The 20,423-nt window shown below is 75.9% G+C and carries 19 protein-coding genes; 9 read left to right on the forward strand and 10 right to left on the reverse strand.

The features are described 5' to 3' along the window. The first annotated feature begins 319 nt into the window (after positions 1-319). The 3 genes from FHX36_RS09025 to FHX36_RS09035 are packed head-to-tail and all read left to right on the forward strand — an operon-like array spanning position 320 to position 2,246. Positions 320-1,048 (forward strand): GAF and ANTAR domain-containing protein, encoded by a 729-nt coding sequence (locus tag FHX36_RS09025; RefSeq protein WP_181428761.1) that lies wholly within the window; start codon positions 320-322, stop codon positions 1,046-1,048. 20 nt (positions 1,049-1,068) lie between these two features. Further along, complete coding sequence (locus tag FHX36_RS09030) at positions 1,069-1,863, forward strand: enoyl-CoA hydratase/isomerase family protein (protein ID WP_110552226.1); 795 nt, start codon at positions 1,069-1,071, stop codon at positions 1,861-1,863. A gap of 14 nt (positions 1,864-1,877) precedes the next feature. Beyond that, positions 1,878-2,246: a hypothetical protein gene (locus FHX36_RS09035; RefSeq protein WP_110552227.1), complete on the forward strand. Its 369-nt coding sequence runs from the start codon at positions 1,878-1,880 to the stop codon at positions 2,244-2,246. Here the strand turns inward: FHX36_RS09035 and FHX36_RS09040 are convergent. Next, complete coding sequence (locus tag FHX36_RS09040; RefSeq protein ID WP_110552228.1) at positions 2,191-3,420, reverse strand: MFS transporter; 1,230 nt, start codon at positions 3,418-3,420, stop codon at positions 2,191-2,193. The two genes, FHX36_RS09035 and FHX36_RS09040, sit on opposite strands and share 56 nt — an antisense overlap. A 44-nt stretch (positions 3,421-3,464) precedes the next feature. On the opposite strand from FHX36_RS09040, the gene FHX36_RS09045 reads away from it, so the two are divergent. Continuing rightward, positions 3,465-4,007 carry a gluconokinase gene (locus FHX36_RS09045; RefSeq protein WP_110552229.1) on the forward strand — a complete coding sequence of 181 codons (543 nt, stop codon included), beginning with the start codon at positions 3,465-3,467 and terminating at the stop codon, positions 4,005-4,007. A 21-nt stretch (positions 4,008-4,028) separates the two neighbouring features. On the opposite strand, the gene pruA is transcribed toward FHX36_RS09045, so the two are convergent. Together pruA and FHX36_RS09055 are read right to left on the reverse strand one after the other, a co-directional pair. Next, positions 4,029-5,654: an L-glutamate gamma-semialdehyde dehydrogenase gene (gene pruA, locus FHX36_RS09050; protein ID WP_110552230.1), complete on the reverse strand. Its 1,626-nt coding sequence runs from the start codon at positions 5,652-5,654 to the stop codon at positions 4,029-4,031. Positions 5,655-5,667: 13 nt separating this feature from the next. Next, on the reverse strand, positions 5,668-6,603 hold the full coding sequence (locus FHX36_RS09055; RefSeq protein ID WP_110552231.1) for a proline dehydrogenase family protein: 936 nt from the start codon (positions 6,601-6,603) through the stop codon (positions 5,668-5,670). 100 nt (positions 6,604-6,703) lie between these two features. Between FHX36_RS09055 and FHX36_RS09060 the strand changes: the two genes are divergently transcribed. From FHX36_RS09060 to FHX36_RS09070, 3 genes are read left to right on the forward strand one after another with little or no spacing between them, the layout of a single operon-like run. Further along, positions 6,704-7,888: a helix-turn-helix domain-containing protein gene (locus FHX36_RS09060; protein WP_183513688.1), complete on the forward strand. Its 1,185-nt coding sequence runs from the start codon at positions 6,704-6,706 to the stop codon at positions 7,886-7,888. 41 nt (positions 7,889-7,929) lie between these two features. Beyond that, positions 7,930-8,583, forward strand: a complete 654-nt coding sequence (locus FHX36_RS09065) for a biliverdin-producing heme oxygenase (protein WP_181428887.1) — start codon at positions 7,930-7,932, stop codon at positions 8,581-8,583. Continuing rightward, positions 8,580-10,961 carry a SpoIIE family protein phosphatase gene (locus FHX36_RS09070; protein ID WP_110553590.1) on the forward strand — a complete coding sequence of 794 codons (2,382 nt, stop codon included), beginning with the start codon at positions 8,580-8,582 and terminating at the stop codon, positions 10,959-10,961. The genes FHX36_RS09065 and FHX36_RS09070 overlap by 4 nt, the downstream gene beginning before the upstream one ends. An 11-nt stretch (positions 10,962-10,972) precedes the next feature. On the opposite strand, the gene FHX36_RS09075 is transcribed toward FHX36_RS09070, so the two are convergent. The 6 genes from FHX36_RS09075 to FHX36_RS09100 all read right to left on the reverse strand — a co-directional run bounded on the left by FHX36_RS09075 (position 10,973) and on the right by FHX36_RS09100 (position 15,931). After that, positions 10,973-11,230, reverse strand: a complete 258-nt coding sequence (locus FHX36_RS09075) for a hypothetical protein (protein ID WP_110553592.1) — start codon at positions 11,228-11,230, stop codon at positions 10,973-10,975. 48 nt (positions 11,231-11,278) lie between these two features. Then, the gene (locus FHX36_RS09080; protein WP_110553594.1) at positions 11,279-11,896 is read right to left on the reverse strand and encodes a class F sortase; all 618 of its coding nucleotides are present in this window, start codon (positions 11,894-11,896) and stop codon (positions 11,279-11,281) included. Next, positions 11,890-12,861: an ice-binding family protein gene (locus FHX36_RS09085; RefSeq protein WP_181428888.1), complete on the reverse strand. Its 972-nt coding sequence runs from the start codon at positions 12,859-12,861 to the stop codon at positions 11,890-11,892. The genes FHX36_RS09080 and FHX36_RS09085 overlap by 7 nt, the downstream gene beginning before the upstream one ends. 166 nt (positions 12,862-13,027) lie before the next feature. After that, positions 13,028-14,092 carry an NAD(P)-binding domain-containing protein gene (locus FHX36_RS09090; protein ID WP_183513689.1) on the reverse strand — a complete coding sequence of 355 codons (1,065 nt, stop codon included), beginning with the start codon at positions 14,090-14,092 and terminating at the stop codon, positions 13,028-13,030. 46 nt (positions 14,093-14,138) lie between these two features. Beyond that, positions 14,139-14,903, reverse strand: a complete 765-nt coding sequence (locus tag FHX36_RS09095; protein ID WP_246405440.1) for a class I SAM-dependent methyltransferase — start codon at positions 14,901-14,903, stop codon at positions 14,139-14,141. Next, positions 14,900-15,931: a methylenetetrahydrofolate reductase C-terminal domain-containing protein gene (locus FHX36_RS09100; RefSeq protein ID WP_343056588.1), complete on the reverse strand. Its 1,032-nt coding sequence runs from the start codon at positions 15,929-15,931 to the stop codon at positions 14,900-14,902. The genes FHX36_RS09095 and FHX36_RS09100 overlap by 4 nt, the downstream gene beginning before the upstream one ends. Before the next feature lie 144 nt (positions 15,932-16,075). Here FHX36_RS09100 and FHX36_RS23860 point away from each other — a divergent pair, with 144 nt between their 5' ends. Next, positions 16,076-17,023, forward strand: a complete 948-nt coding sequence (locus tag FHX36_RS23860; protein WP_181428803.1) for an ATP-binding protein — start codon at positions 16,076-16,078, stop codon at positions 17,021-17,023. A gap of 61 nt (positions 17,024-17,084) precedes the next feature. Here the strand turns inward: FHX36_RS23860 and idi are convergent, their stop codons facing one another. After that, positions 17,085-17,627, reverse strand: coding sequence for an isopentenyl-diphosphate Delta-isomerase (gene idi, locus FHX36_RS09110; protein WP_258372789.1), 543 nt, complete (start codon positions 17,625-17,627; stop codon positions 17,085-17,087). A gap of 153 nt (positions 17,628-17,780) precedes the next feature. Between idi and FHX36_RS09115 the strand changes: the two genes are divergently transcribed. After that, positions 17,781-20,381, forward strand: a complete 2,601-nt coding sequence (locus FHX36_RS09115) for an EAL domain-containing protein (RefSeq protein WP_146251622.1) — start codon at positions 17,781-17,783, stop codon at positions 20,379-20,381. Positions 20,382-20,423 lie beyond the last annotated feature (42 nt).

A 20,423-nucleotide genomic window follows, 5' to 3' on the forward strand; every position in this document is an offset into this window, starting at 1 on the left:
TCGGCACGAGCCCCGCGGTGGGGCCCCGCTCGCATGCACGCCGCTGTGTGACGCACGGTGCCGCCGCGCGCACGCGGCAGTGCTGCGGACGGTACCCGCCGGGACTCCCGAGCGGGTTCGTCCGGACCCCGGGCGGCGGTCGCGCCGGAACGACCGCGCGCGACTGGCTATGCTGCTGCTGAACTGCGCGTCACACAGCCGGCGTGCGGCACCGGGGGTCCACCAGCGGTCCCCACAACGGTCGGGTCCTCTCATCGTGCGAGGGCTCCTCCCCGCCGGCACAAGCGCTGTCCGGTTGCCATCGACGCCGGAGTACGACGTGACCCGCCCCACCGCCCCCGATCCTGACGGCGACGTCGTCCAGCTCGCCTTCGACGAGCTGGGCCGGATGTCCTTCGCCGAGCACTCGCTCGAGTCGGTGCTGCAGAAGGTCACCGACCTGGCGGCGCGCGTGCTCCCTGGCGAGCCGGCCACCTCGGTGACGATCGTGGCCGACGGCCGGTCGAGCACCGTGGCCTCGAGCGATCCGCTGGCCCTGGAGCTCGACCTGGTGCAGTACGCCCAGGCCTCCGGCCCGTGCCTGGAGGCAGCGCTCAGCGGGCGGGTCGTGGAGCTCCTCGACACCGGCGCCGAGGAGCGGTGGGGTCCCTTCCCGCAGCTCGCCGCCCGGCGCGGTTGCCGCGGTGTGCTGTCCTTCCCCCTGCCGCCCCAGGAGCTGATCACCGGCGGGCTCAACGTCTACGCCCGCACCTCGCGGCCGCTGGACCAGCGGACCCGGGAGGTGGCGGCCCGGTTCGCCGCCTACGCCGTCGTCCCGGTGTCGAACATGTACCTGTACGAGACGGCGGTCGAGCGCGCCGAGCACCTGCGCGCCGCGCTGGACTCCCGCGCCGTGATCGACCAGGCCAAGGGCATCCTGATGGAGCGGCACAAGCTCTCCGCCGACCAGGCGTTCTCCGCGCTCGCCACGCTCTCCATGGAGCGCAACACGAAGGTGCGGGAGATCGCCGAGCAGTTCGTCCGGACCGGGGAGCTGCCGTCGTCCTGACCGGACGGCAGGATCGGGCCATGAGCGCACCGCGACGACGCGAGTCGGGCCTGACCACCGAGACCCGGGGGCACGTGCGCGTGCTGACCCTCGACCGTCCCGAGCGCCGCAACGCGCTGTCCAGCGCGCTGCAGGCCGACCTGGTCGAGGAGCTGCTGGACTGCGCGGCCGACGGCGACGTGCGGGCCGTCGTCCTCACCGGCAACGGCCCGGCGTTCTGCGCCGGGTTCGACCTCAAGGAGATCCGGGAGCGCGACCAGGCCGGGGAGGCCTTCCGGCCGCCGATGGACCGGCCGGGCCGCAGCCTGTTCGAGGTGCTCGGCGAGACCTACGTGCCGGTCGTCGCCGCGCTCACCGGGCACGCCGTCGCCGGCGGCTTCGAGCTGGCGCTGGCCTGCGACATCCGGATCGCCGCGCCCGGCATCAAGCTGGGCCTGCCCGAGGCGACGATCGGGATGGGCGCCAACTACGGCTCGGTGGTGCTGCCCAAGCGGATCCCGACCGGCATCGCGCTGGAGATGCTCTTCACCGGCGAGTACGTGACCAGCGAGGACGCCGCCCGGTGGGGGCTGGTCAACCGCGTCGTCCCGGCCGACGACGTGCTGGCCGAGGCGCTCGCGCTGGCCGACCGGATCGCGGCCAACGCCCCGCTGTCGGTGCGCCGGATGAAGGAGACCGCGCTCAAGGCGCTGGACCTGCCGCTGGCCACCGCGCTGCGGCTCGACGTCGGGCCCAACCCCTACCTGAGCGAGGACCGCAGGGAGGGCATCGCGGCGTACCTGGAGAAGCGGCCGCCGCGCTGGGCCGGGCGCTGAGGGAGAGTGGAGGGGTGACCGCACCGTCCGAGTCCCCCGCCGACACCGGCGCCCGCCGCGCCCGCGAGTACCTGCAGCTGGTCGAGGCCGGCCGCACCGAGGAGGCCGACGCGCTGCTGGCCGGGTTGTCCGACACCCGCGAGCTGGTGTTCGTCGGCGCCGGGTTCACCGCCCTCGCCCGGCGCACCGGCCGCACCCTGCCCACGGCCATGCGCGCCCAGGCCAGCACCCGGCAGGTGCTGCTGGGTCAGCTCCGCGACCGCAACCGACGCGACGTCGAGGGGCTGCGCGGCTGGCTGCGCCAGGCCGCCGAGGAGGTGCTGCTGGTCACCCGGCTCGCCGAGGCGGCCCGGCAGCGGCTGGGCGAGGCCCCGACCCGCTGACCCGTTCGCGCCCGGCGCCGACGACGACGGCCGTGGGCAGCGCGAGCGCGAGCAGGGCCGCCACCACGACGTAGGTCCACGGCAGCCCCAGCCCGGTCGCGGCCAGCGCCCCGACGCCGGCCGCGCCGATCGCCGTCCCGCTGTCGAAGCTGGCGTTCCACACGGCGCTGACCGTCGCCGCCGGCCCGGTGCCGGCGCGGCGGAGGGCCAGCACCATGCTCAGGTTCTGCACCGCCCCGTAGGCGGCGCCGAAGGCCAGCGCACCGGTCAGCACCGCGGCCGCGGCCGGGCCGCCCCGGCCGGTGAGGCCGAGCGCGACCAGCAGCACCCCGGCGACGCCGGTGGCCAGGGCCGCCGGCAGCAGCAGGCGGGCGCCCACCCGGTCGACGAGGACCCCGGCCCGCCAGCGCGACAGCGCGCTGGTGAGCCCGAACAGCAGCAGGGCCACCGGCGCGAGCGCCCCGTCGGGTCGCTCGATCGGGAGGAAGGTGAGCAGCCCTCCCCCGGCGAGCGTCACCACCAGCAGCACCAGCGACGGCGGCAGCGCGGCGCGCACCGCACCCCGCCCGTCCGGGGCCGGGGCGTCGGCACCCGGCCGGAGCACCGACCGGGTCGCGCGCGGCACGAACACCAGCGCGGCGACGGGGGCGGTGGCCAGCAGCGCCACCACCCAGAAGTGCCCGGCCAGCGTCAGCGCCGTCCCGGCCGGCACGGTGACCAGGGTCGGGACGGCGACCGCCAGCCCGTAGATGCCCAGCGACTCACCGCGGCGCTCGGGTGGCACCACCGAGGCCGCGATCGCGCCGCCCAGCACGCACAGCGCGGCGAACCCGAGGCCGCGGACGGCCGAGATGACGGCCAGCCACCGGACGTCGTCGGCCAGCGCGTACAGCGGGGACGGGGCGCCGAGCGCCACCAGCCCCGCCGCCAGCACCGGCGCCAGCCCCCACCGGCGCACCAGCAGCGGCACCGCGAGCTGGGCCAGCACCGTGGCGACCAGGAACACCGTGGTGACCGCACCGGCGGCGGTCAGCCCGGCGCCCAGCCGGGTGGCCTGGGCCGGCAGCGCGGAGATCAGCACCGAGTAGCTGAGGAAGCCCAGCACGTTGAGCGCGAACAGCGAGCGGACCGCCGGCAGCTGCCACAGGGAGCTGCGCCGGCCCGCCGTCGTCACGACCTCTCCCCCGCTCACCGCGCCGCGACCCCTACGGTCAGCGCATGGACACTCCGCCCAGCATCCCGGCGACCACCACGATCGTCGTCATGGGGGTCTCCGGATCCGGCAAGACGAGCGCTGCCCGCGAGCTCACCCGGCAACTGGGCTGGGAGTACATCGAGGGCGACGACCTGCACCCGGCGGCCAACGTCGCCAAGATGGCCGCCGGCACCCCGCTGGACGACGACGACCGCTGGCCGTGGCTGCGGGAGATCGCCGCGGTGATCGGCGAGCACGAGGCGGCCGGCACCGACCTGGTCATCACCTGCTCGGCGCTCAAGCGCAGCTACCGCGACCTGCTGCGCGACGGCCACCCGTCGGTCTGGTTCGCCCACGTCGACGTCCCGCGCGAGGTGCTGGCCGAGCGGCTGGCCCAGCGGAAGGGCCACTTCATGCCGCCGTCCCTGCTGGACAGCCAGCTGGCCACCCTGGAGCGGCTCGGCGAGGACGAGCCCGGCGACGTCATCGCCGGCGACGCCCCGCTCGAGGAGACCGTCGCCAAGGTGCTCGGCGACCTGCGCGAGGAGCGCCAGCTGCAGAGCTGACCGGCCCGCCGCCGGGGTCCGTCACCGCATGTGCGGGTAGCGGTGGTCGGTCGCCGGGACGAACGTCTCCTTGATCGACCGCGCGCTGGTCCAGCGGAGCAGGTTCTGCGCGGCGCCCGCCTTGTCGTTCGTGCCCGAGGCCCGGCCGCCGCCGAAGGGCTGCTGGCCGACGACGGCGCCGGTGGGCTTGTCGTTGACGTAGAAGTTGCCGGCCGCGTGCCGCAGGAACCGCTGCGCGTGTGCGATCGCCACCCGGTCCTGGGCGATGACCGACCCGGTGAGCGCGTACGGGGCCACCGACTCCATCTGCTTGAGCACCGTGTCGTAGTCGGCGTCGTCGTAGACGTGCACCGCGAGCACCGGGCCGAAGTACTCGGTGCTGAACACCTCGTGCCCGGGGTCGGTGCCCTCGATGACCGTGGGCCGCACGAAGAAGCCCTCGCTGTCGTCCGCCGTCCCGCCGGCGATGACGGTGAGCGCGTCGTCGCCCTTCGCGGCGTCCAGCACCTTCGACAGCTTGGCGAAGCTGCGCCCGTCGATCACCGCGCCCATGAAGTTCGAGAAGTCGGTGACGTCGCCCATCGGGATCCCCTCGACGATCCCGACCAGGTCGTCGCGGACCTTGCCCCACAGGCTGCTCGGCACGTAGGCGCGGGACGCCGCCGAGCACTTCTGCCCCTGGTACTCGAAGGCGCCGCGGATCATCGCGGTGCGCAGCACGTCGGGGTCGGCCGAGGGGTGGGCGACGATGAAGTCCTTGCCGCCGGTCTCGCCGACCACCCGCGGGTAGGTGCGGTAGCCGGCGATGTTCTCGCCCACCGTGCGCCACAGGTGCTGGAACACCCGGGTGGAGCCGGTGAAGTGGATGCCGGCGAGGTCCGGGTCGGCGAGCACGACGTCCGAGACCGCGACGCCGTCGCCGGGCAGCATGTTGATCACGCCGGCCGGCAGCCCGGCGGCCTCGAGCAGCCGCATGGTCAGGTGCGCGGCCACCTGCTGGGTGGGCGAGGGCTTCCACACCACGGTGTTGCCCATCAGCGCGGGTGCGGTGGGCAGGTTGCCGGCGATCGCGGTGAAGTTGAACGGGGTGACCGCGTAGACGACGCCCTCCAGCGGGCGGTGGTCGACCCGGTTCCACACGCCGGGGCCGGAGACCGGCTGCTCGGCGAGCACCTCGCGGGCGAAGTGCACGTTGTAGCGCCAGAAGTCGATGAGCTCGCAGGCGGCGTCGATCTCCGCCTGGTACGCGGTCTTGCTCTGGCCGAGCATGGTCGCGGCGTTGAGCGTCTGCCGCCACGGCCCGGCGAGCAGGTCGGCGGCCTTGAGGAAGACGGCGGCCCGGTCGTCGAAGGAGAGCTCCGACCAACCCGGCGCCGCGGCCTTGGCGGCCCGCACGGCGGCCTCGGCGTCGGCGGCGGTCGAGTGCGCCGAGGTGCCGAGCACCTGGGCGTGCCGGTGCGGGGCGACGACGTCGAACGAGGCGCCGCCGGCCATCCGCTGCTGCCCGCCGATGGTGGCGGTCAGCTCGAGCGGGGCGGCGGCCAGCTCGGTGAGCCGCTGCTGCAGCTCGGCGCGCTCGGGCGAGCCGGGCGCGTAGTCCTTGACGGTCTCGTTGCGCGGCGCGGGGACCTGGGTGACGGCGTCCATGTGGTGCTCCCGTTCAGTTCTTGGTGGCGAGCGAGCGGAGGAAGAACTGGAGGTTGGCCGGGCGCTCGGCCAGCCGGCGCATGAAGTAGCCGTACCAGTCGGCGCCGTAGGGCACGTAGGCGCGCACGGTGTGCCCGGCGCCGGCCAGCCGGACCTGCTCCTCGGGGCGGATGCCGTAGAGCAGCTGGAACTCGTAGCTGTCCGGGGTGCGGCCGGTCTCGGCGACCAGCGCCAGCAGCCGCTCGATCATCGCCGGGTCGTGGGTGCCGGCCATCGGGTAGCCGCCGCCGCGGACCAGCACCTCCAGGCAGCGGGCGTAGGCGGCGTCGACCTCGGCCTTGTCCTGGTGCGCGACAGAGGCTGGCTCCCGGTAGGCGCCCTTGACCAGCCGCACCCGCGACCCGGGGACGGCGAGGGCCCGGGCGTCGTCCTCGGTGCGGTGCAGCATCGCCTGCAGGACGGCGCCGGTGCCCGGGTGGTCCCGGCGCAGCTCGGCGAGCACGCCCAGCGTGGAGTCGACGGTGCGGCTGTCCTCCATGTCCAGGGTCACCGTGGTGCCCATCGCCGTCGCGGCCTCGACGACCGGGCGGACCAGCTGGAGCGCCACGTCCTCACCGCCCACCGGCAGCGCCTGGCCGAACGCGGAGAGCTTCACCGACACCTCGGCCCGGCGGCCCAGCTGCAGCGGCGCCAGCCCGTCGAGCAGGGCGAGGTAGGCGTCCCGGGTGCGCTGCGCCTCGCTGCGGTCGGTGACGTCCTCGCCGAGGTGGTCCAGGGTGACGGCGATGCCCTCGGCGGCCAGGGCGCGCACCGCGTCCAGCGCCTCGGGCAGCGTCTCCCCCGCGACGAACCGGTCGACCACCCGGCGGGTGACCGGCGTGCCGGTGACCACCCGGCGCAGGCCGGGACGGCGGGAGGCGGCGAGCAGGGCCTGCTGCAGGACGGGCACGGGGCAACGGTAGGGACGACGGCCGCCTCCCCACCACCGACAGATGTCCGGACTCGCCGCAGCCACCTCGTACGATCGTACGAACGGCGGGAGGAGCCCGGTGCGCGACGACCTGCAGGACCTGGTGGACGAGGTGTCCGCGGTGCTCGGCGCCCCGGCGACGCTGGAGGACCGGGACTTCACCCTGCTGGCCTTCTGCGCGCACGACGGCACCGGCCCGGCCACGCCCGGCGCGACGATGGACACCGTCCGCGCCCGCTCCATCCTGGGCCGCAGCTCCACGCCCGAGGTGCGGGCCTGGTTCGAGAGCCACGGCATCGCCCGCGCGACCGCCCCGGTGCGGGTGCCCGCCGACCCGGTCGCCGGCATCCTCACCCGGCTGTGCCTGCCGGTGCGCTCCGGCGACCGGCTGCACGGCTACCTGTGGCTGCTCGACGAGGGCCGCACCGACGTCACCGACCCCACCGCCCCCGGGCTGGGCGAGGCCGTCGCGCTCGCCGCGGAGGCCGGCCGGCTGCTGGCCGAGGGCCGCCCGGGCACCGACGACCTGTCGTCCGCGCTGCACGCCGTGCTCACCGGCCCGGCGCCGCAGCGCTCGGTGCGGGCGCTCACCGAGGCGCTGGGCGCCGGCACCCCGGTCACCCTGGTGGCCCTCCTCCCCGCCGCTCCCGGCCTCCCGGCCGGCTGGGCACCGCCGGGCGCCGGCGCGGTACCGGCGGTGCTCGGCGACGGCGCCGAGGTCGCGGTGCTGCTGCCGCTGCCCGGCGACGGCGACCCCCGTCCGGCGGGCGCGCTGAGCGGCGCGGCGCTGGGCGGCCTGCCCGCGGGCAGCACGGCCGGGGTGGCCGCCGCCCGGATCGGCTGCGGCGACCTGCCCGCCCAGTGGCACGAGGCGCGGACGGCGGCCCGGGTCGCCGCCGTCGACCCGCGGTTCGCCCCGGCGGCGTCCTGGCCGGAGCTGGGCGCGTGGCGCCAGGTGGCCGCGCTGCCCGGCCCCGACCCGTCGCTGGCCGCGCTGCTGGCCGACCCGGTGCTCACCGCGACCGCGGAGGTCTGGCTGGACTGCGCCGGCAGCCCGCAGCGCGCGGCGGGCGTGCTCTGCATCCACCGGCAGACGCTGTACTACCGGCTGGGCCGGATCGAGGAGCTCACCGGGCTGGACCTCGCCGACGGCGCGGACCGGCTGTTCCTGCACCTCGGGGTGCGTGCGGCGCGGCTCACACCTGCGGCCCCGGAGCGTCCGAGCCGTGGCCCGCGGGGTGACCTAAACTCGGCCGACAGATGACTTCTGCAAGTAAGGCTCCCTCCCCGCTCCGGGCCGGTGCCGTGGACGACGGGAACCGGGTGGCCGACGACGCGGACGTCCTGCGCCGGCTGCGCACCGGGACCGCCACCGAGCACCAGGCGGTCGAGGACGCACTCGACCTGCTCTCCCCCGACCTCACCCGCGCCCGGCTCGTCGACGTGCTCACCCGGATGCACGGCTTCTGGCTCGCCGCGGAGGCCGGCCTGGACGCGTGGGCGCTGGCCGAGCCCGCCGACGCCGAGCGGGCCGGCTGGCCGCGCCGCCGCCGCAGCCCGCTGTTCGCCGCCGACCTGGCGGCACTGGGGGCCCCGGCCGGTGCGACCCCGCGCCCCGAGCTGCCCGCCGTGCCGGACACCGATGCCGCGCTGGGCCGGCTGTACGTGCTGGAGGGCTCGTCGCTGGGCGGGGTCTTCATCGACCGGCACCTGGCGACCCTCCCCCAGCTGGCCGCCGCCGAGCGGGTGACCGCGTTCTCCCCCTACGGTGAGCAGACCGGGGCGATGTGGCACGCGTTCCGCACGGCGACCCGCGCCCGGGTCGCCGGAGGCGGGGACGCCGGACGCCTGGTCGCCTCGGCGCAGCAGACCTTCGGTGCGCTCGCCCGCTGGTGCGGCGCGCCCCTCCCCGTCGAACAGCGGCGGAACTCCCCTGAGCAGAACGGGGTCCCCGCATGACGGACCAGCTGCAGAGCGGCCCGTGGCTCGCCCCGGGTGAGGTCGTCGACCTCACCAACTGCGAGCGCGAGCCGATCCACGTCCCGGGGAGCATCCAGCCCCGCGGCGTGCTGCTCGCGCTCAGCGAGCCCGACATGGTGGTGCGCCAGGTGTCGCGGAACCTCGCCGACGTGGTCGGCGTGGCCTGGGACGACGCGCTGGGCCGCCCGCTGGCCGAGGTCGTCGGCATGGTGCCGGCCCAGGCCATCGCCCGCTCGGCACGGGCCTTCGGCGACCTGCGGGAGCGGAACCCGGTCGAGCTGACGCTGGACTGCGACGGCACGCCCTGCCCGGTCGACGCGATCCTGCACCGGGCCGTGCACTCGGCCGAGGAGGCCTTCCGCCCGCTGGCCGAGCCCGGCCCGCCGGTGAGCGGTCAGGTGTCGGCGGGCTCGGTGAGCACGCTGGTGGTCGAGCTGGAGCCGGCCTACGGCCCGCGGCCGTTCTCCTTCCCCAACACCTACCAGGCGGTGCGCGGGACGATCGGCGAGCTCAACCGGGCCACCAGCCTGCAGCAGCTCTACGACATCACCGCCGAGGCCGTCCGCACCCTCACCGGCTTCGACCGGGTGATGGTCTACCGCTACGACGCCGACTACAACGGCGAGGTGGTGGCCGAGGCGAAGCTGCCCGAGCTCAACTCCTTCCTCGGGCTGCACTACCCCGCCTCCGACATCCCGGCGCAGGCCCGGGCGCTGTACGAGAAGAACTGGATCCGGCTGATCTCGGACGTGACCTACACGCCGTCCCCGCTGGAGCCCGTCGACCTGCCCGCCACCGGCCGGCCGCTGGACCTCACCTACTCGACGCTGCGCAGCGTCTCGCCGATCCACTGCGAGTACCTGCAGAACATGGGCGTGCGGGCGTCCATGTCGATCTCACTGCTGCGCGACGACAAGCTGTGGGGGCTCATCGCCTGCCACCACTACTCCGGCTCGCACGCGCCGCCGTACGCGACCCGCGCGGCCGCGGAGTTCCTCGGGTCGACGCTGTCCCTGCGGCTGGTCGACCGGGCTGAGGACGAGGAGCACCGCCGGGCGCTGCAGGTGCGCTCGACGATGGCCTGGCTGACCGCGGCCGCCCTGGACGAGGACCGCCCGCTGGCCGAGACCCTGCTGGGCCGGCCGGGTCTGCTCGACGTGGTCCCCGCCGACTCGGTGGTGGTGGCCCTGCAGGGCGCCACCGGCACCGCCGGGGTCCCGCTGCCCGCCGAGGTCGTGCACGCGATCGCCGGCTGGGCCGCGGGCCAGGGCTCCGACGTCGTCCACACCGACCGGCTGCCGCTGGCCGCCCCGCAGCTGGACGTGCCGGCCGACCTGGCCTGCGGCGTCCTCGCGCTGCCGCTGCCCGATGGCCAGTACGTGGTCTGGACCCGGCGGGAGACGGTGCACTCGGTCGACTGGGGCGGCGACCCGCACAACAAGGCCATCGCCGAGCGCGAGGGCGACACCGTGCGGCTCTCCCCCCGCAAGTCCTTCGACCGGTGGCGCGAGACGGTGCGCAACCGGTCCGAGGACTGGTCCCCGGCGCAGCTCTCCGAGGTCGGCGACCTGCGCACCAACCTGCTCGAGGCGCTCTACGCCCGGTCGCGCAGGGTCGCCCAGGCGGCGCTGACCCTGCAGCGCAGCCTGCTGTCCGAGCCGCCGGACCCCGACCACCTGGAGTTCGCCGTCCGGTACGTGCCGGCGGCGCGCGAGGCCCAGGTCGGCGGCGACTGGTACGACGTCTTCCAGCAGCCCGACGGCGCGACCGCGCTGGTGATCGGCGACGTCGTCGGCCACGACACCGAGGCCGCGGCGTGCATGGGGCAGCTGCGCGGCCTGCTGCGCGGCATCAGCTACGACAGCGCCGACAGCCCGGCCGGCGTGCTGACCCGGCTGGACCGGGCGATGGACGGCCTGCAGCTGAAGACCCTGGCGTCGCTGGTCGTCGCCCGGCTCGAGCAGACGCCGGATGAGTTCGAGCAGGGCGTCACCCGGCTGCGCTGGTCGAACGCCGGGCACCCGCCGCCGGTGCTGCTGCTCCCCGACGGCTCGACCCGGGTGCTGACCGCCGACCCCGCGGAGATGCTGGTCGGCGTGCACGTCGACGCCACCCGCCGGGACCACGTGGTCACGCTGCCCCGCGGCTCGACGCTGCTCTTCTACACCGACGGCCTGGTCGAGCGCCGGGACCAGGTGTTCGACGTCGGCATCGACCGGCTGGCGGCCGAGCTCTCCACGCTGGCCGGCCTGCCGATGACCGAGCTGGCCGACCAGCTGCTGGACCGGCTGCTGCCCGAGCGGGCCGAGGACGACGTCGCGCTGATCGCCGTCCGGCTCAACCGCCAGGACCGCTGACCCGCCGCCTGTCAGCGGTCGGTGAACTCGGCGTCCAGCCCGTCGTCGTTGCCACCACCGCTGCCGGGCAGCGGGGCGTCGTCGTCGACCGCGGTGGCGACCTCGGGCGAGTCCTCCACGGCCGGCTGGGCAGTGCCCTCGGCCGGCTTATCCAGCTCCTCGAGCAGCGTGCGCTCGTCCTCGGCCAGCGGGCCGGTGCTGCGCTCGCCGGGGCTGCCCTCGTCGTTGCCGGTGGCCATCGCGGTGTCGGGGAGCTCGGGGTTGCTCATGCTGTGTGTCCTACCTGCCGGGCGGACGCGGTAACCGTCCGCGCCCGGTCAGCCGGTGGTCACCAGGTCGGCGAAGACGACGGTGTTGTCCAGGTAGCTGCGCGCGGCGGGGTCGAAGTCGCCGCCGCAGGTGATCACGCGCAGCCCGGCGTGCTCGAGGTCGGCGTAGACCGCAGCGGTGGGGAAGGCGTCCTTCGGGTACTGCCCGACCTCGACGACCCGGAACAGCGCGGTGCTGCCGTCCTCGCGCTGCACGGTGATCTCGTCCCCGACGGCCACGTCGCGCAGCGCGGAGAAGACGCCGGGCGACCCGGCCCAGTCGACGTGACCGGCGATGACGGCCGGCCCGCGCTCGCCCGGGGTCGGCGCGCCGGTGAACCAGCCCGCCGGGAAGCCGGTCGGGGGGACCTCGAGGGTGCCGTCGCCCTGCAGGCCCAGGTCCATCAGCTCGGAGTCGACACCGATCGAGGGGATCTGCACGCGCACCGGCCGGGACGCCGCGAGCACGGCGGGCAGGACGGCGACCGGGGCGCTGGTGGCCGTCGCGGACGTCGTCGCCGGGGCCGGCGCGGGCGCCGCGGCCGACTCCGTGGCGCAGCCGGACAGGCCCAGCGTGAGGGCGACGAGCAGCGCCCCGAGCCCGGCCCGTCCCCGCGGGGTCAGCACCGGGGCGACTCCACCAGGTCGGCGGCGGTGCTGCCGTCACCGGTGTCGACGGAGCCGACCGGCACGCGGCCGACCTGGCCGTACCGAGGTGCGTTCGGTGTCGTGCCGGTGGGTGTGGCCGTCGCCGGCGCGGTGGCGGTCGGCGTGCCGTCGGGCGTGCCGGTCGGTCCGGCGGTGGGGCCGGCGGTGGTGGGCGGCGCGACGACGGGCGTGACGAGCCCCGTCTGGCAGCCGGACCGGATGACCGTGTCGCTGATCAGCGTGACCGCGTCCTGGGCGAGCAGCCGGCCGTCGATGGTCGCGCCCGCGTCGACGGAGATGCTCGTCGTGGCCAGGATCGTGCCCCGGAACGTCGACCCCGCGCCGAGCGACGCCGAGCTGCCGATCTCCCAGAAGACGTTGCAGGCCTGGGCACCGCCGGTGAGGCTGATCGTGCTGGCCGAGGCGGTGGTGAGCCCGGCGGTGGCCCGGAAGACGAACACCGAGTCGTAGCTCCCGCCGCCGTCCAGCAGCAGCGGGCCGGTGAGCGCGAGGTCCGAGCCGGAGGTGTAGATGCCGGGGCCGAGCGGGCCGGAGAGCGCCAGGTTGGCCGGGCCGACGTCGGTCGCCGGGGTCTGCCCCCGGGCGTTGGTGATCGCCGCGGTCAGGCCGGCCAGGCCGGCGCCGACGTCGTTCCGGTCGATGCCCGAGGTGTGCACGATCGAGTTCGCCCCGGTCGGGCCGGTGCCGGTGCTGGTGCTGCCGCCGACGTCGCCGGCGACCGTGGAGATCCCGGTGTTGGTGACGGTGGTGCCCAGGACGCCGTAGACGTCGGCGCCGGCGAGCGGGACGGTGGTGGCGGCCTGCGCGGTGCCGGTGAGCCCGGCGAGGACCCCGAGGGCGGTGATCGCCACCAGGCTGGTCGAGGCGAGGCCGACGCGGCGGCCACGGGCCGTGGCGAGGGAGGTGGGGCGGACCGACGTCACGTCGGCGCTCCTGTCTCCGGCGACGAGTACCGCCGGGATCGTGGTGCGCTGAAGACGTCGCCGGCGTGGCTGCCGGAGCTCGAGGTGCCCTCGGTCAGCAGATTACCCGGGCGTAGTGGCGTGATGACGCTTTGTAGTCCCTACGAGTGACGAGCCGCGCGGCCGATCACGTGGCGTTCTGCCAGGCCGGCTGCGGCGTGGCGATCGTCCGCAGCAGCTCCCGTGCTGCATGCGGGCCGGCCCGGTTGGCCCCGATCGTGCTCGCCGAGGGTCCGTAGCCGACCAGGTGCAGCCGCGGCTCGGCGACCACCCGGGTGCCGTCCATCGCGATCCCGCCGCCCGGGCCGCGCAGGTGCAGCGGGGCCAGGTGGTCCATCGCGGCGCGGAACCCGGTCGCCCACAGCACGACGTCGGCCCGCACGAACCGGCCGGGGTCGCCGTCCCAGGCGACGCCGTCGGCGGTGAGCCGGTCGAACACCGGCAACCGGTCGAGCACCCCGCGGGCACGCGCCGCGAGCACCGCCTCGGTCTCCACCAGCCCGGTGACGCTCACGACGCTGCCCGGTGGCAGCCCGGCGCGCACCCGCTCGTCGACGAGCGCGACCGCGGCCCGTCCGGCCTCTTCGCCGAACCCCTCGGCCCGCCAGACCGGCTCCCGCCGGGTGACCCAGGTGGTGCTGGTGACCTCGCTGATCTCGATCAGCTGCTGCACCGCCGACGTCCCGCCGCCGACGACGACCACGTGCTGACCGTGGAACTCCTCAGCACCCCGGTACTGCGAGGCGTGCAGCTGGCGGCCGGCGAAGAGCTCGCGGCCGGGGTAGGCGGGCCAGAACGGCCGGGTCCAGGTGCCGGTGGCGTTCAGGACGCCGCGCGCCGTCCACTCCCCCTCGCTGGTGTCCAGCACGAAGCCGTCGCCGGTGGCGTGCACCGCGCGGACGGCGACCGGGCGATGCACCGGGAGCGCGTACCGCCGCTCGTAGTCGGCGAAGTAGCCGGCGACCACCTCGCTGGCCGGGCTGGCGGGGTCGGCGTCGGGCAGCACCGAGCCGGGCAGCGGGTGGATGCGGTGCGCCTTGTCCAGCCGCAGCGAGGGCCAGCGGTGCTGCCAGGCGCCGCCGGGGCCCGCGTCGCCGTCCAGGACGACGAAGTCCGCGCCGGCCCGGCGCAGCGCGTACGCCGCCGAGAGCCCGGCCTGCCCCGCCCCGATGACCACCACGTCTGCGTGCACGCGCGGTCCAACACCGCCGGCCGGGCACTCGATACCGGGTGCCCCCCTAGGTGGTGACGGCCGAGACCATCCTCGGCCGCAGGGCGCCGGAGCCGATCAGCCGCCCGACCCGGCGCGCGTTCTCCTGCGCCTGCCGCCACTCCGGGTCGCCGCCGTGCCGGCGCTCCACCTCCGCGTCGACGGCGTCGGCCCGCTGCTGCCACTCCGCCGGGCTGTCGGACAGGTCGGCGTCGGCGGTGCCGGTGACGGTGAACCCGGCACCGGCCAGCAGCTGCTCGACCTCCGCGGACGACGGGAAGCTGTTGCCGTCGGGCAGCGGGGGCGGCAGCGGCTCGTCGGCGACGAAGACCAGCAGACCCAGCCGGCCGCCGTCGGCCAGCACCCGGCGCAGCTCGGCCAGCAGCGCGGCCTTCTCCTCGGTGGTGCACAGCACGCCCAGGCACCACGCCACGTCGAACGAGTCGTCGGCGAACGGCAGCGCCTGGGAGAGCGCCACCACCGCGGGCAGCCCGAACAGGGCCCGGCTGGCGTGCACGGCCGGCGCCATCGGCTCGGCGCACACCGGCCGCACGCCCCGCTCGGCGGCCAGCCACCCGGCGGGCCCGCCGACGCCGGCGCCGGAGTCGAGCACCCGCTCACCCGGGCGGACCGCGAGGGCGTCGGCCAGCCAGCGCAGCGCACCCTCGCTGCCGCTCCCCCGGCAGCCGGCCGGGACGGCGTGCTCGGGCCCGAGCGCGCGCACCGCCTCCTCGGTCCACCCGGCGACCGTGCCGAACTCGGACTCCATGGCCTCGCTGGCGAGCTCGCTCATCTGCCCTCTTCCCGGATCCTCGTGGCCACCTCGGCCTTGACCGCCGCGGCCGTCGCCTCGCCGTGCGCCGACGCGAGCCCGGACAGGTTGACCCCCACCACCCCGGGGACGGCGAGCAGCGCCCGGGCCTCCGCGACCGCCGCGGCGATGCCGGCCACCACCGTGTCAGGTGCGGTGAGCACGCGCTCGACCACGGCGGCGTCCAGGTGCAGGCCGGGGAACCGCTGCAGCACCCGGGCCGAGCGCTCGTCGGTGTAGACGGCGACCGACGCGATGAACGGCAGCGTCGCACCGGCTGCCCTCGCGGCGGCGGTGAACGTCGCCAGCTGGGCGGGGCCGGCGACGTGGTTGAGCACGCAGAGCTGGGCACCCGCCCGCTGCTTCTCCGCGACCCGCGCCGGGCGCAGCGGCACCGGCGGCGCGTCGGGCGACTCGGCCACCGCGGCGGACAGCCCGGCCGCGGTGGCCAGCGCCGCGAGCCGGGTGCCGTCGAGGTCGAACACCGAGGACACCTCCGGCCGGGCTCCCGGCCGCCGCCCGTCGCCGGTCACGCAGAGCACGCCGTCGACACCGACGGCGGCCAGCCCGCCGAGCTCCTGCTCCAGCACCAGCCGGTTGCGGTCGCGGCAGGCCAGCGTCGTCCACGGCCGCCCGCCGGCGGCGAGCACCTCCTGGGCCATCAGCGTGGGCGGGAGGTCCGGTCGGCCCTGGTGCTCGCCGACCAGCAGGGCGTCGCTGACCGGGGCGAGCACGCCCACCACCGACCGCACCGAGGCCCGGTCGAACGGGGCCACGGTCAGGTCGGCGAGCACCACCGGCCCCCGCTGCGCGCGGTCGAGCAGCCCGTCCGGCCGCGGGGCGGGCGGGGTGGCGGGCCGCGCCGGCCAGCGCGGCAGCGGTGGCGCCAGGAAGACGCACGGGTGCTCGGCGAGCTCGCACCCCCCGTCGTCGCGGACCCCCCCGCACGGGCCGAAGACCATCCGCTTGGGGCAGCCGTCCCGGCGGGGCGGCAGCAGCGCGGCGGTCACCCCCGTGTCGCTGACCGCTGCGGGGGTCCGCGAAACGCCCGGCGGCGCGCCGTCCGGGTGTGACCTGGGTGCCGGATGGTTCCCGATCGGGGATGCCGGGCACAGGGCTGGTGTCGAAGCATCCGACACAGGGACGGGGGGTCCGTGGTGCAGCCGAGCCAGGACCAGCAGATCTACCGGCACGTCGGCCACGTGATGAGCACCGGGGAGGACGTCGCCACGACCGTGGCGCCCTTCCTCAGCGGCGCGCTGTCCACCGGGGAGCCGGTGGTGATCGCCTGCCCGGAGCCGGTCGCCGCCGCACTGGCCGGGGCGCTGGGTGGCAACGCGGGCGTCCAGGTGGTGTCCCCCGAACCGCTCGACCGGCGGCCACCGGACGCGATCGCCGCCCTCACCGCGCTCATCGACCGGGAGCTGCCCGGCGACGGACGTCGGCTGCACCTGGTCACCGGCCCCGGCCGGCAGGCCGACTGGTCGACCTGGACGCAGACCGAGGCGCTGCTCAACCACGTGCTGGCCGAGCGGCCGGTCGACCACCTGTGCCTGATGGTGCCGGCGGGCGAGGACGGCGGGTCGCTCGCCCGGGCCACCCACCCGTGGCTGCTCACCCGAGACGGCGCGGTCCGCAACGCCGACTACCGGCCGCCGGCCGAGCTGCTGCGCGAGGTGCAGCGCGCCCAGCCGCCGGACCCGCTGGAGTCCACCGAGCCGGCGCTGGCGATGGCCGACCTCGACGACATGCGGGTGCTGCGCCGGGCGCTCAACCAGGTCCTGGCCGAGAGCGCGCTCTCGGCGGACGCCGCGCAGGACTTCGTGCTGGCCATCGACGAGGTCACCGCCAACGCCGCCGAGCACGGCGTCCCGCCGGTCGACGTGACCCTGTGGTGCTCACCCGAGCGGCTGCTGTGCGCGGTCACCGACCGCGGCACCGCCTTCGACGACCCGCTGGTGGGCTACGGGCCGGCGCACGGCGACATGGCCGTCGGCGGGATGGGGCTGTGGCTGGCCCGCCGCTCGGTCGACAGCCTGACCACCGGCCCGGCCGACGAGTCCGGCGACGGCTGCACCGTGCGGCTCGTCGTCAACGCCTGACGGCCTTGCTGCAGGGGCCCGCCGCGAGCCTGCGAGGGGCGGGGGGCAGCAAGGTCCTCGATCAGGTCACCAGGCCGGCGGCCTCGATGAGGCGGGCCTGCTCGCGGCACCAGGGTGACCACTCGTCGTACTGGGTGGTCTCCTGCCGGGCCCGGAAAGCCGCCCACTCCAGCAGCTCCCACTCCCCGACCTCGGTCGGGTCGGGGGCCGGCGTGCCGGTGAACCGCCCCAGGTAGACCGGGCAGACCTCGTTCTCCACCACGCCGCGGAACTCGGCGCGGTAGCGGTAGGACGGCAGCGCCGGCCGCAGGTCGGCGACCCCGAGGCCGAGCTCGTAGCCGGCCCGGCGGGCGATCGCGTCCGGGTCGGGCTCGCCGGGGCCGGGGTGCCCGCACACCGTGTTGGTCCACATGCCGGGGAAGGTCGCCTTGTCCTCCGCGCGCCGGGTGACCAGCAGCCGGCCGTCGTCGTCGAACAGGTAGGCGGAGAAGGCCCGGTGCAGCGGCGTCTCGCCGTGGTGCACCAGCGGCTTGGGCATCGCGCCGATCGCCGTCCCGTCCTCGTCGACCAGGACGATCAGCTCTGCTGCCGGGGATGCCACCACGGGTGCCATCGTCCCCGACGCCGCAGCGACGTGCACCGACACCCCAGGACCAAGATCGACTCGGACGGGTGAGAGGCCGTCGTCACGGAGAGCGACTGTCCGCACACTGACGAGGACCCCAGGACGGGGACGAGGACAGGAGCACGGGCACGGATGACCAGCTCTCCCACGGTGACCGCAGCACCGGTCACCTCAGCGACCCCGGCCGGGGCGACGGCGGCGACCGCTGCGCCGTCCCTGCCCGAGGGAGTCCTGCAGGTCGCGCTGACCGCCGAGCTGACCCGGCCGGAGAGCCAGGTGCTCCTCGCCGAGCTGGCGCAGCCGGCGCGGCTGGTGCCGCCCACCGCGACGATGGCCTCGCTGGACGCCGTCTTCCGCCGGGACGCCGGCCTGCGCTGGGTGGTGCTCGACGTCCCCGGGCAGCCGGTGCTGGTCAGCCGCTCCTGGTTCGAGCTGGCGATGACCGGCCGGCTCGGCTACGGCCGGCTGCTGATGCAGCGGCGCACCGTCGTCGACGCCGCACCGCCGGAGGCCCTGGTCTTCCCGGCGGACTGCCCGGTGGGCCGCGCGGCCGCCGCGGTGATCCACCGGCGCAGCGGCGGCGACGACCTCCTCGACGCGGTCCTGGTGGCCGGGCCCGACGGCCGGCTCTCGGTGGCCCCGGTGACCGCCGTCTTCGAGCAGCTCGCCCAGCAGTACGCCTACCAGGCGCTGCACGACCCGCTGACCGGCCTGCCCAACCGGCTCTTCCTCGTCGAGCGGCTCCGCCAGGCCGAGCGCGGCCCCGGCCCCGCCGTGCTGTTCGTGATCGACCTCGACCGGTTCAAGGACGTCAACGACCACCTCGGCCACACCGCCGGCGACCAGGTGCTCGTCGAGTTCGCGCAGCGGCTGCGCGCCGTGGCCCGCAGCGGCGACCTCGTCGTCCGGCTGACCGGCGACGAGTTCGCGGTGCTCACCGAGGCGCCGCTCACCGGCGCGCAGAGCACCGCGCTCGCCGAGCGGATGGTGCTGACCGCCGCCGCGCCCTTCGTCGTCGCCGACGAGGAGGACGGCGCCGAGCAGCTGGTCAGCCTGGGCGCGAGCGTCGGGGTGGCCGGCTCGGCCGGCGGGCCGTCGACCTCGCCCGACGCGCTGCTGCACCAGGCGGACCTCGCGGTGGCCCGGGCCAAGTCGCTCGGCCGCGGCCGGGTCGCCCACTTCGGCGTCGAGCTGCTGGAGGACGTCGAGACCACCGACGCCGTCCGCGCCCGGCACCGGATGGAACGGCGGCTGCGCCGGGCGATCGAGACCGAGGACCTGCAGCTGCACTACCAGCCCGTCGTCGCGCTGCCCTCCGGTCAGGTGACCGGCGTGGAGGCGCTCGCTCGCTGGGACGACGCGGAGCTCGGCCGGGTGGCCCCCGACGTGTTCATCCCGCTCGCCGAGCGCACCGGCCTGGTCGTCGACCTGGGCCGCTGGGTGCTGCATACGGCGTGCCGGGAGGCGGCCGGCTGGCCGATCGGCCCCTCGGGCGTGGCGCCCACCGTCGCGGTCAACGTGTCGCCGGTGCAGCTGGCCCAGCGCGGGTTCATCGACGACGTCACCCGGGCGCTGAGCGACAGCGGCCTGGCCGCCGACCGGCTGTGCCTGGAGATCACCGAGACCGCGGCGATCACCGACCTCACCGCCACGGCCGCCCGCCTGTCGCAGGTGCGCGACCTGGGCGTGCGGCTCGCGCTGGACGACTTCGGCGCCGGCCACTCGGCGCTGAGCCTGCTGCGCGGCCTGCCGGTGCACCTGGTGAAGATCGACCGCTCGTTCATCGAGCGGGTGGCCAGCGACACCGCCGACGGCGTGCTCGTGCGGCTGGTCATCGAGGCGGCGCACAGCCTGGGCCGGCGGGTGTGCGCCGAGGGCGTGGAGACCGCCGAGCAGGCGCAGCAGCTGATCGCGATGGGCTGCGACTCCGCCCAGGGCTGGCTGTTCGGCCGGCCCGAGGAGGCCTCGCCGCGGCTGACCGGGCTGCTCACCTCCCGCGCGGTCGCCGAGCCGCTGGCCGGCGCGGACGGCGGACCGGTGCTGCCGCTCGGCGGGAACGACGAGCTGCTGCTGGTGACCACCCCGGACCGGGTCATCACCTACGCCTCGGCCAGCAGCGGCGCGATGCTCGGCTGGCTGCCCCAGGAGCTGGTCGGCGTCTCCGTCGGGCGCTTCCTGCACCCCGACGACCTGGCCCGGATGACCGCCGACCCGGCGCTCGCGGCCCGCTACGCGCAGGGCCAGGGGGTGCACCGCGCGGTGCACCGCGACGGCAGCGTCCGGTGGCTGGAGAGCGACACCCGCCAGCTCACCGACGCCGACGGCACCGTGCGGGAGGTGCTGTCGGTCTCCCGCGACGTCACTGCCACGGTCGAGGCCCGCCGGGCGCTGGCCGACAGCGAGGCGATGTTCCGGCACGCCTTCGACGACGCACCGATCGGCATGACGCTCACCCGGATGGACGGCCGGCTGCTGCGGGTCAACAAGGCCTTCGCCGCGCTGCTGGGCACCACCACCGACGCGCTGGCCGACCGGCGGGTGCTCGACCTCACCCCGGCCGGGGACCGGGCGGCGGTCGGCGGGCTGTTCACCGAGTTCATCGGCCTGACCGAGCTGTCGACCCGGTTCCTGCACGCCGACGGCTCCGAGGTGCCGGTGCTGGTGCGGGTGTCGGTCGTCCGGGACGCCGCGGGTGAGCCGACGTCGGTGTTCGCGCACGTCCTCCCCGAGTGAGCCCCGCCCTCCCCGAGTGAGCCCCGCCCGGAACGGGCAGAG

The organism is Modestobacter versicolor (assembly GCF_014195485.1).
GTDB classification, from domain to species: Bacteria; Actinomycetota; Actinomycetes; order Mycobacteriales; family Geodermatophilaceae; genus Modestobacter; species Modestobacter versicolor.

What these genes read in the sequence shown, in the direction of transcription:
- FHX36_RS09030 (WP_110552226.1), top strand. Translation starts at nt 1,069, where the DNA reads ATGAGCGCACCGCGACGACGCGAGTCGGGCCTGACCACCGAGACCCGG.
- FHX36_RS09045 (WP_110552229.1), top strand. Translation starts at nt 3,465, where the DNA reads ATGGACACTCCGCCCAGCATCCCGGCGACCACCACGATCGTCGTCATG.
- pruA (WP_110552230.1), bottom strand. Translation starts at nt 5,654, where the DNA reads ATGGACGCCGTCACCCAGGTCCCCGCGCCGCGCAACGAGACCGTCAAG.
- FHX36_RS09070 (WP_110553590.1), top strand. Translation starts at nt 8,580, where the DNA reads ATGACGGACCAGCTGCAGAGCGGCCCGTGGCTCGCCCCGGGTGAGGTC.
- FHX36_RS09075 (WP_110553592.1), bottom strand. Translation starts at nt 11,230, where the DNA reads ATGAGCAACCCCGAGCTCCCCGACACCGCGATGGCCACCGGCAACGAC.
- FHX36_RS09095 (WP_246405440.1), bottom strand. Translation starts at nt 14,903, where the DNA reads ATGAGCGAGCTCGCCAGCGAGGCCATGGAGTCCGAGTTCGGCACGGTC.
- FHX36_RS09115 (WP_146251622.1), top strand. Translation starts at nt 17,781, where the DNA reads ATGACCAGCTCTCCCACGGTGACCGCAGCACCGGTCACCTCAGCGACC.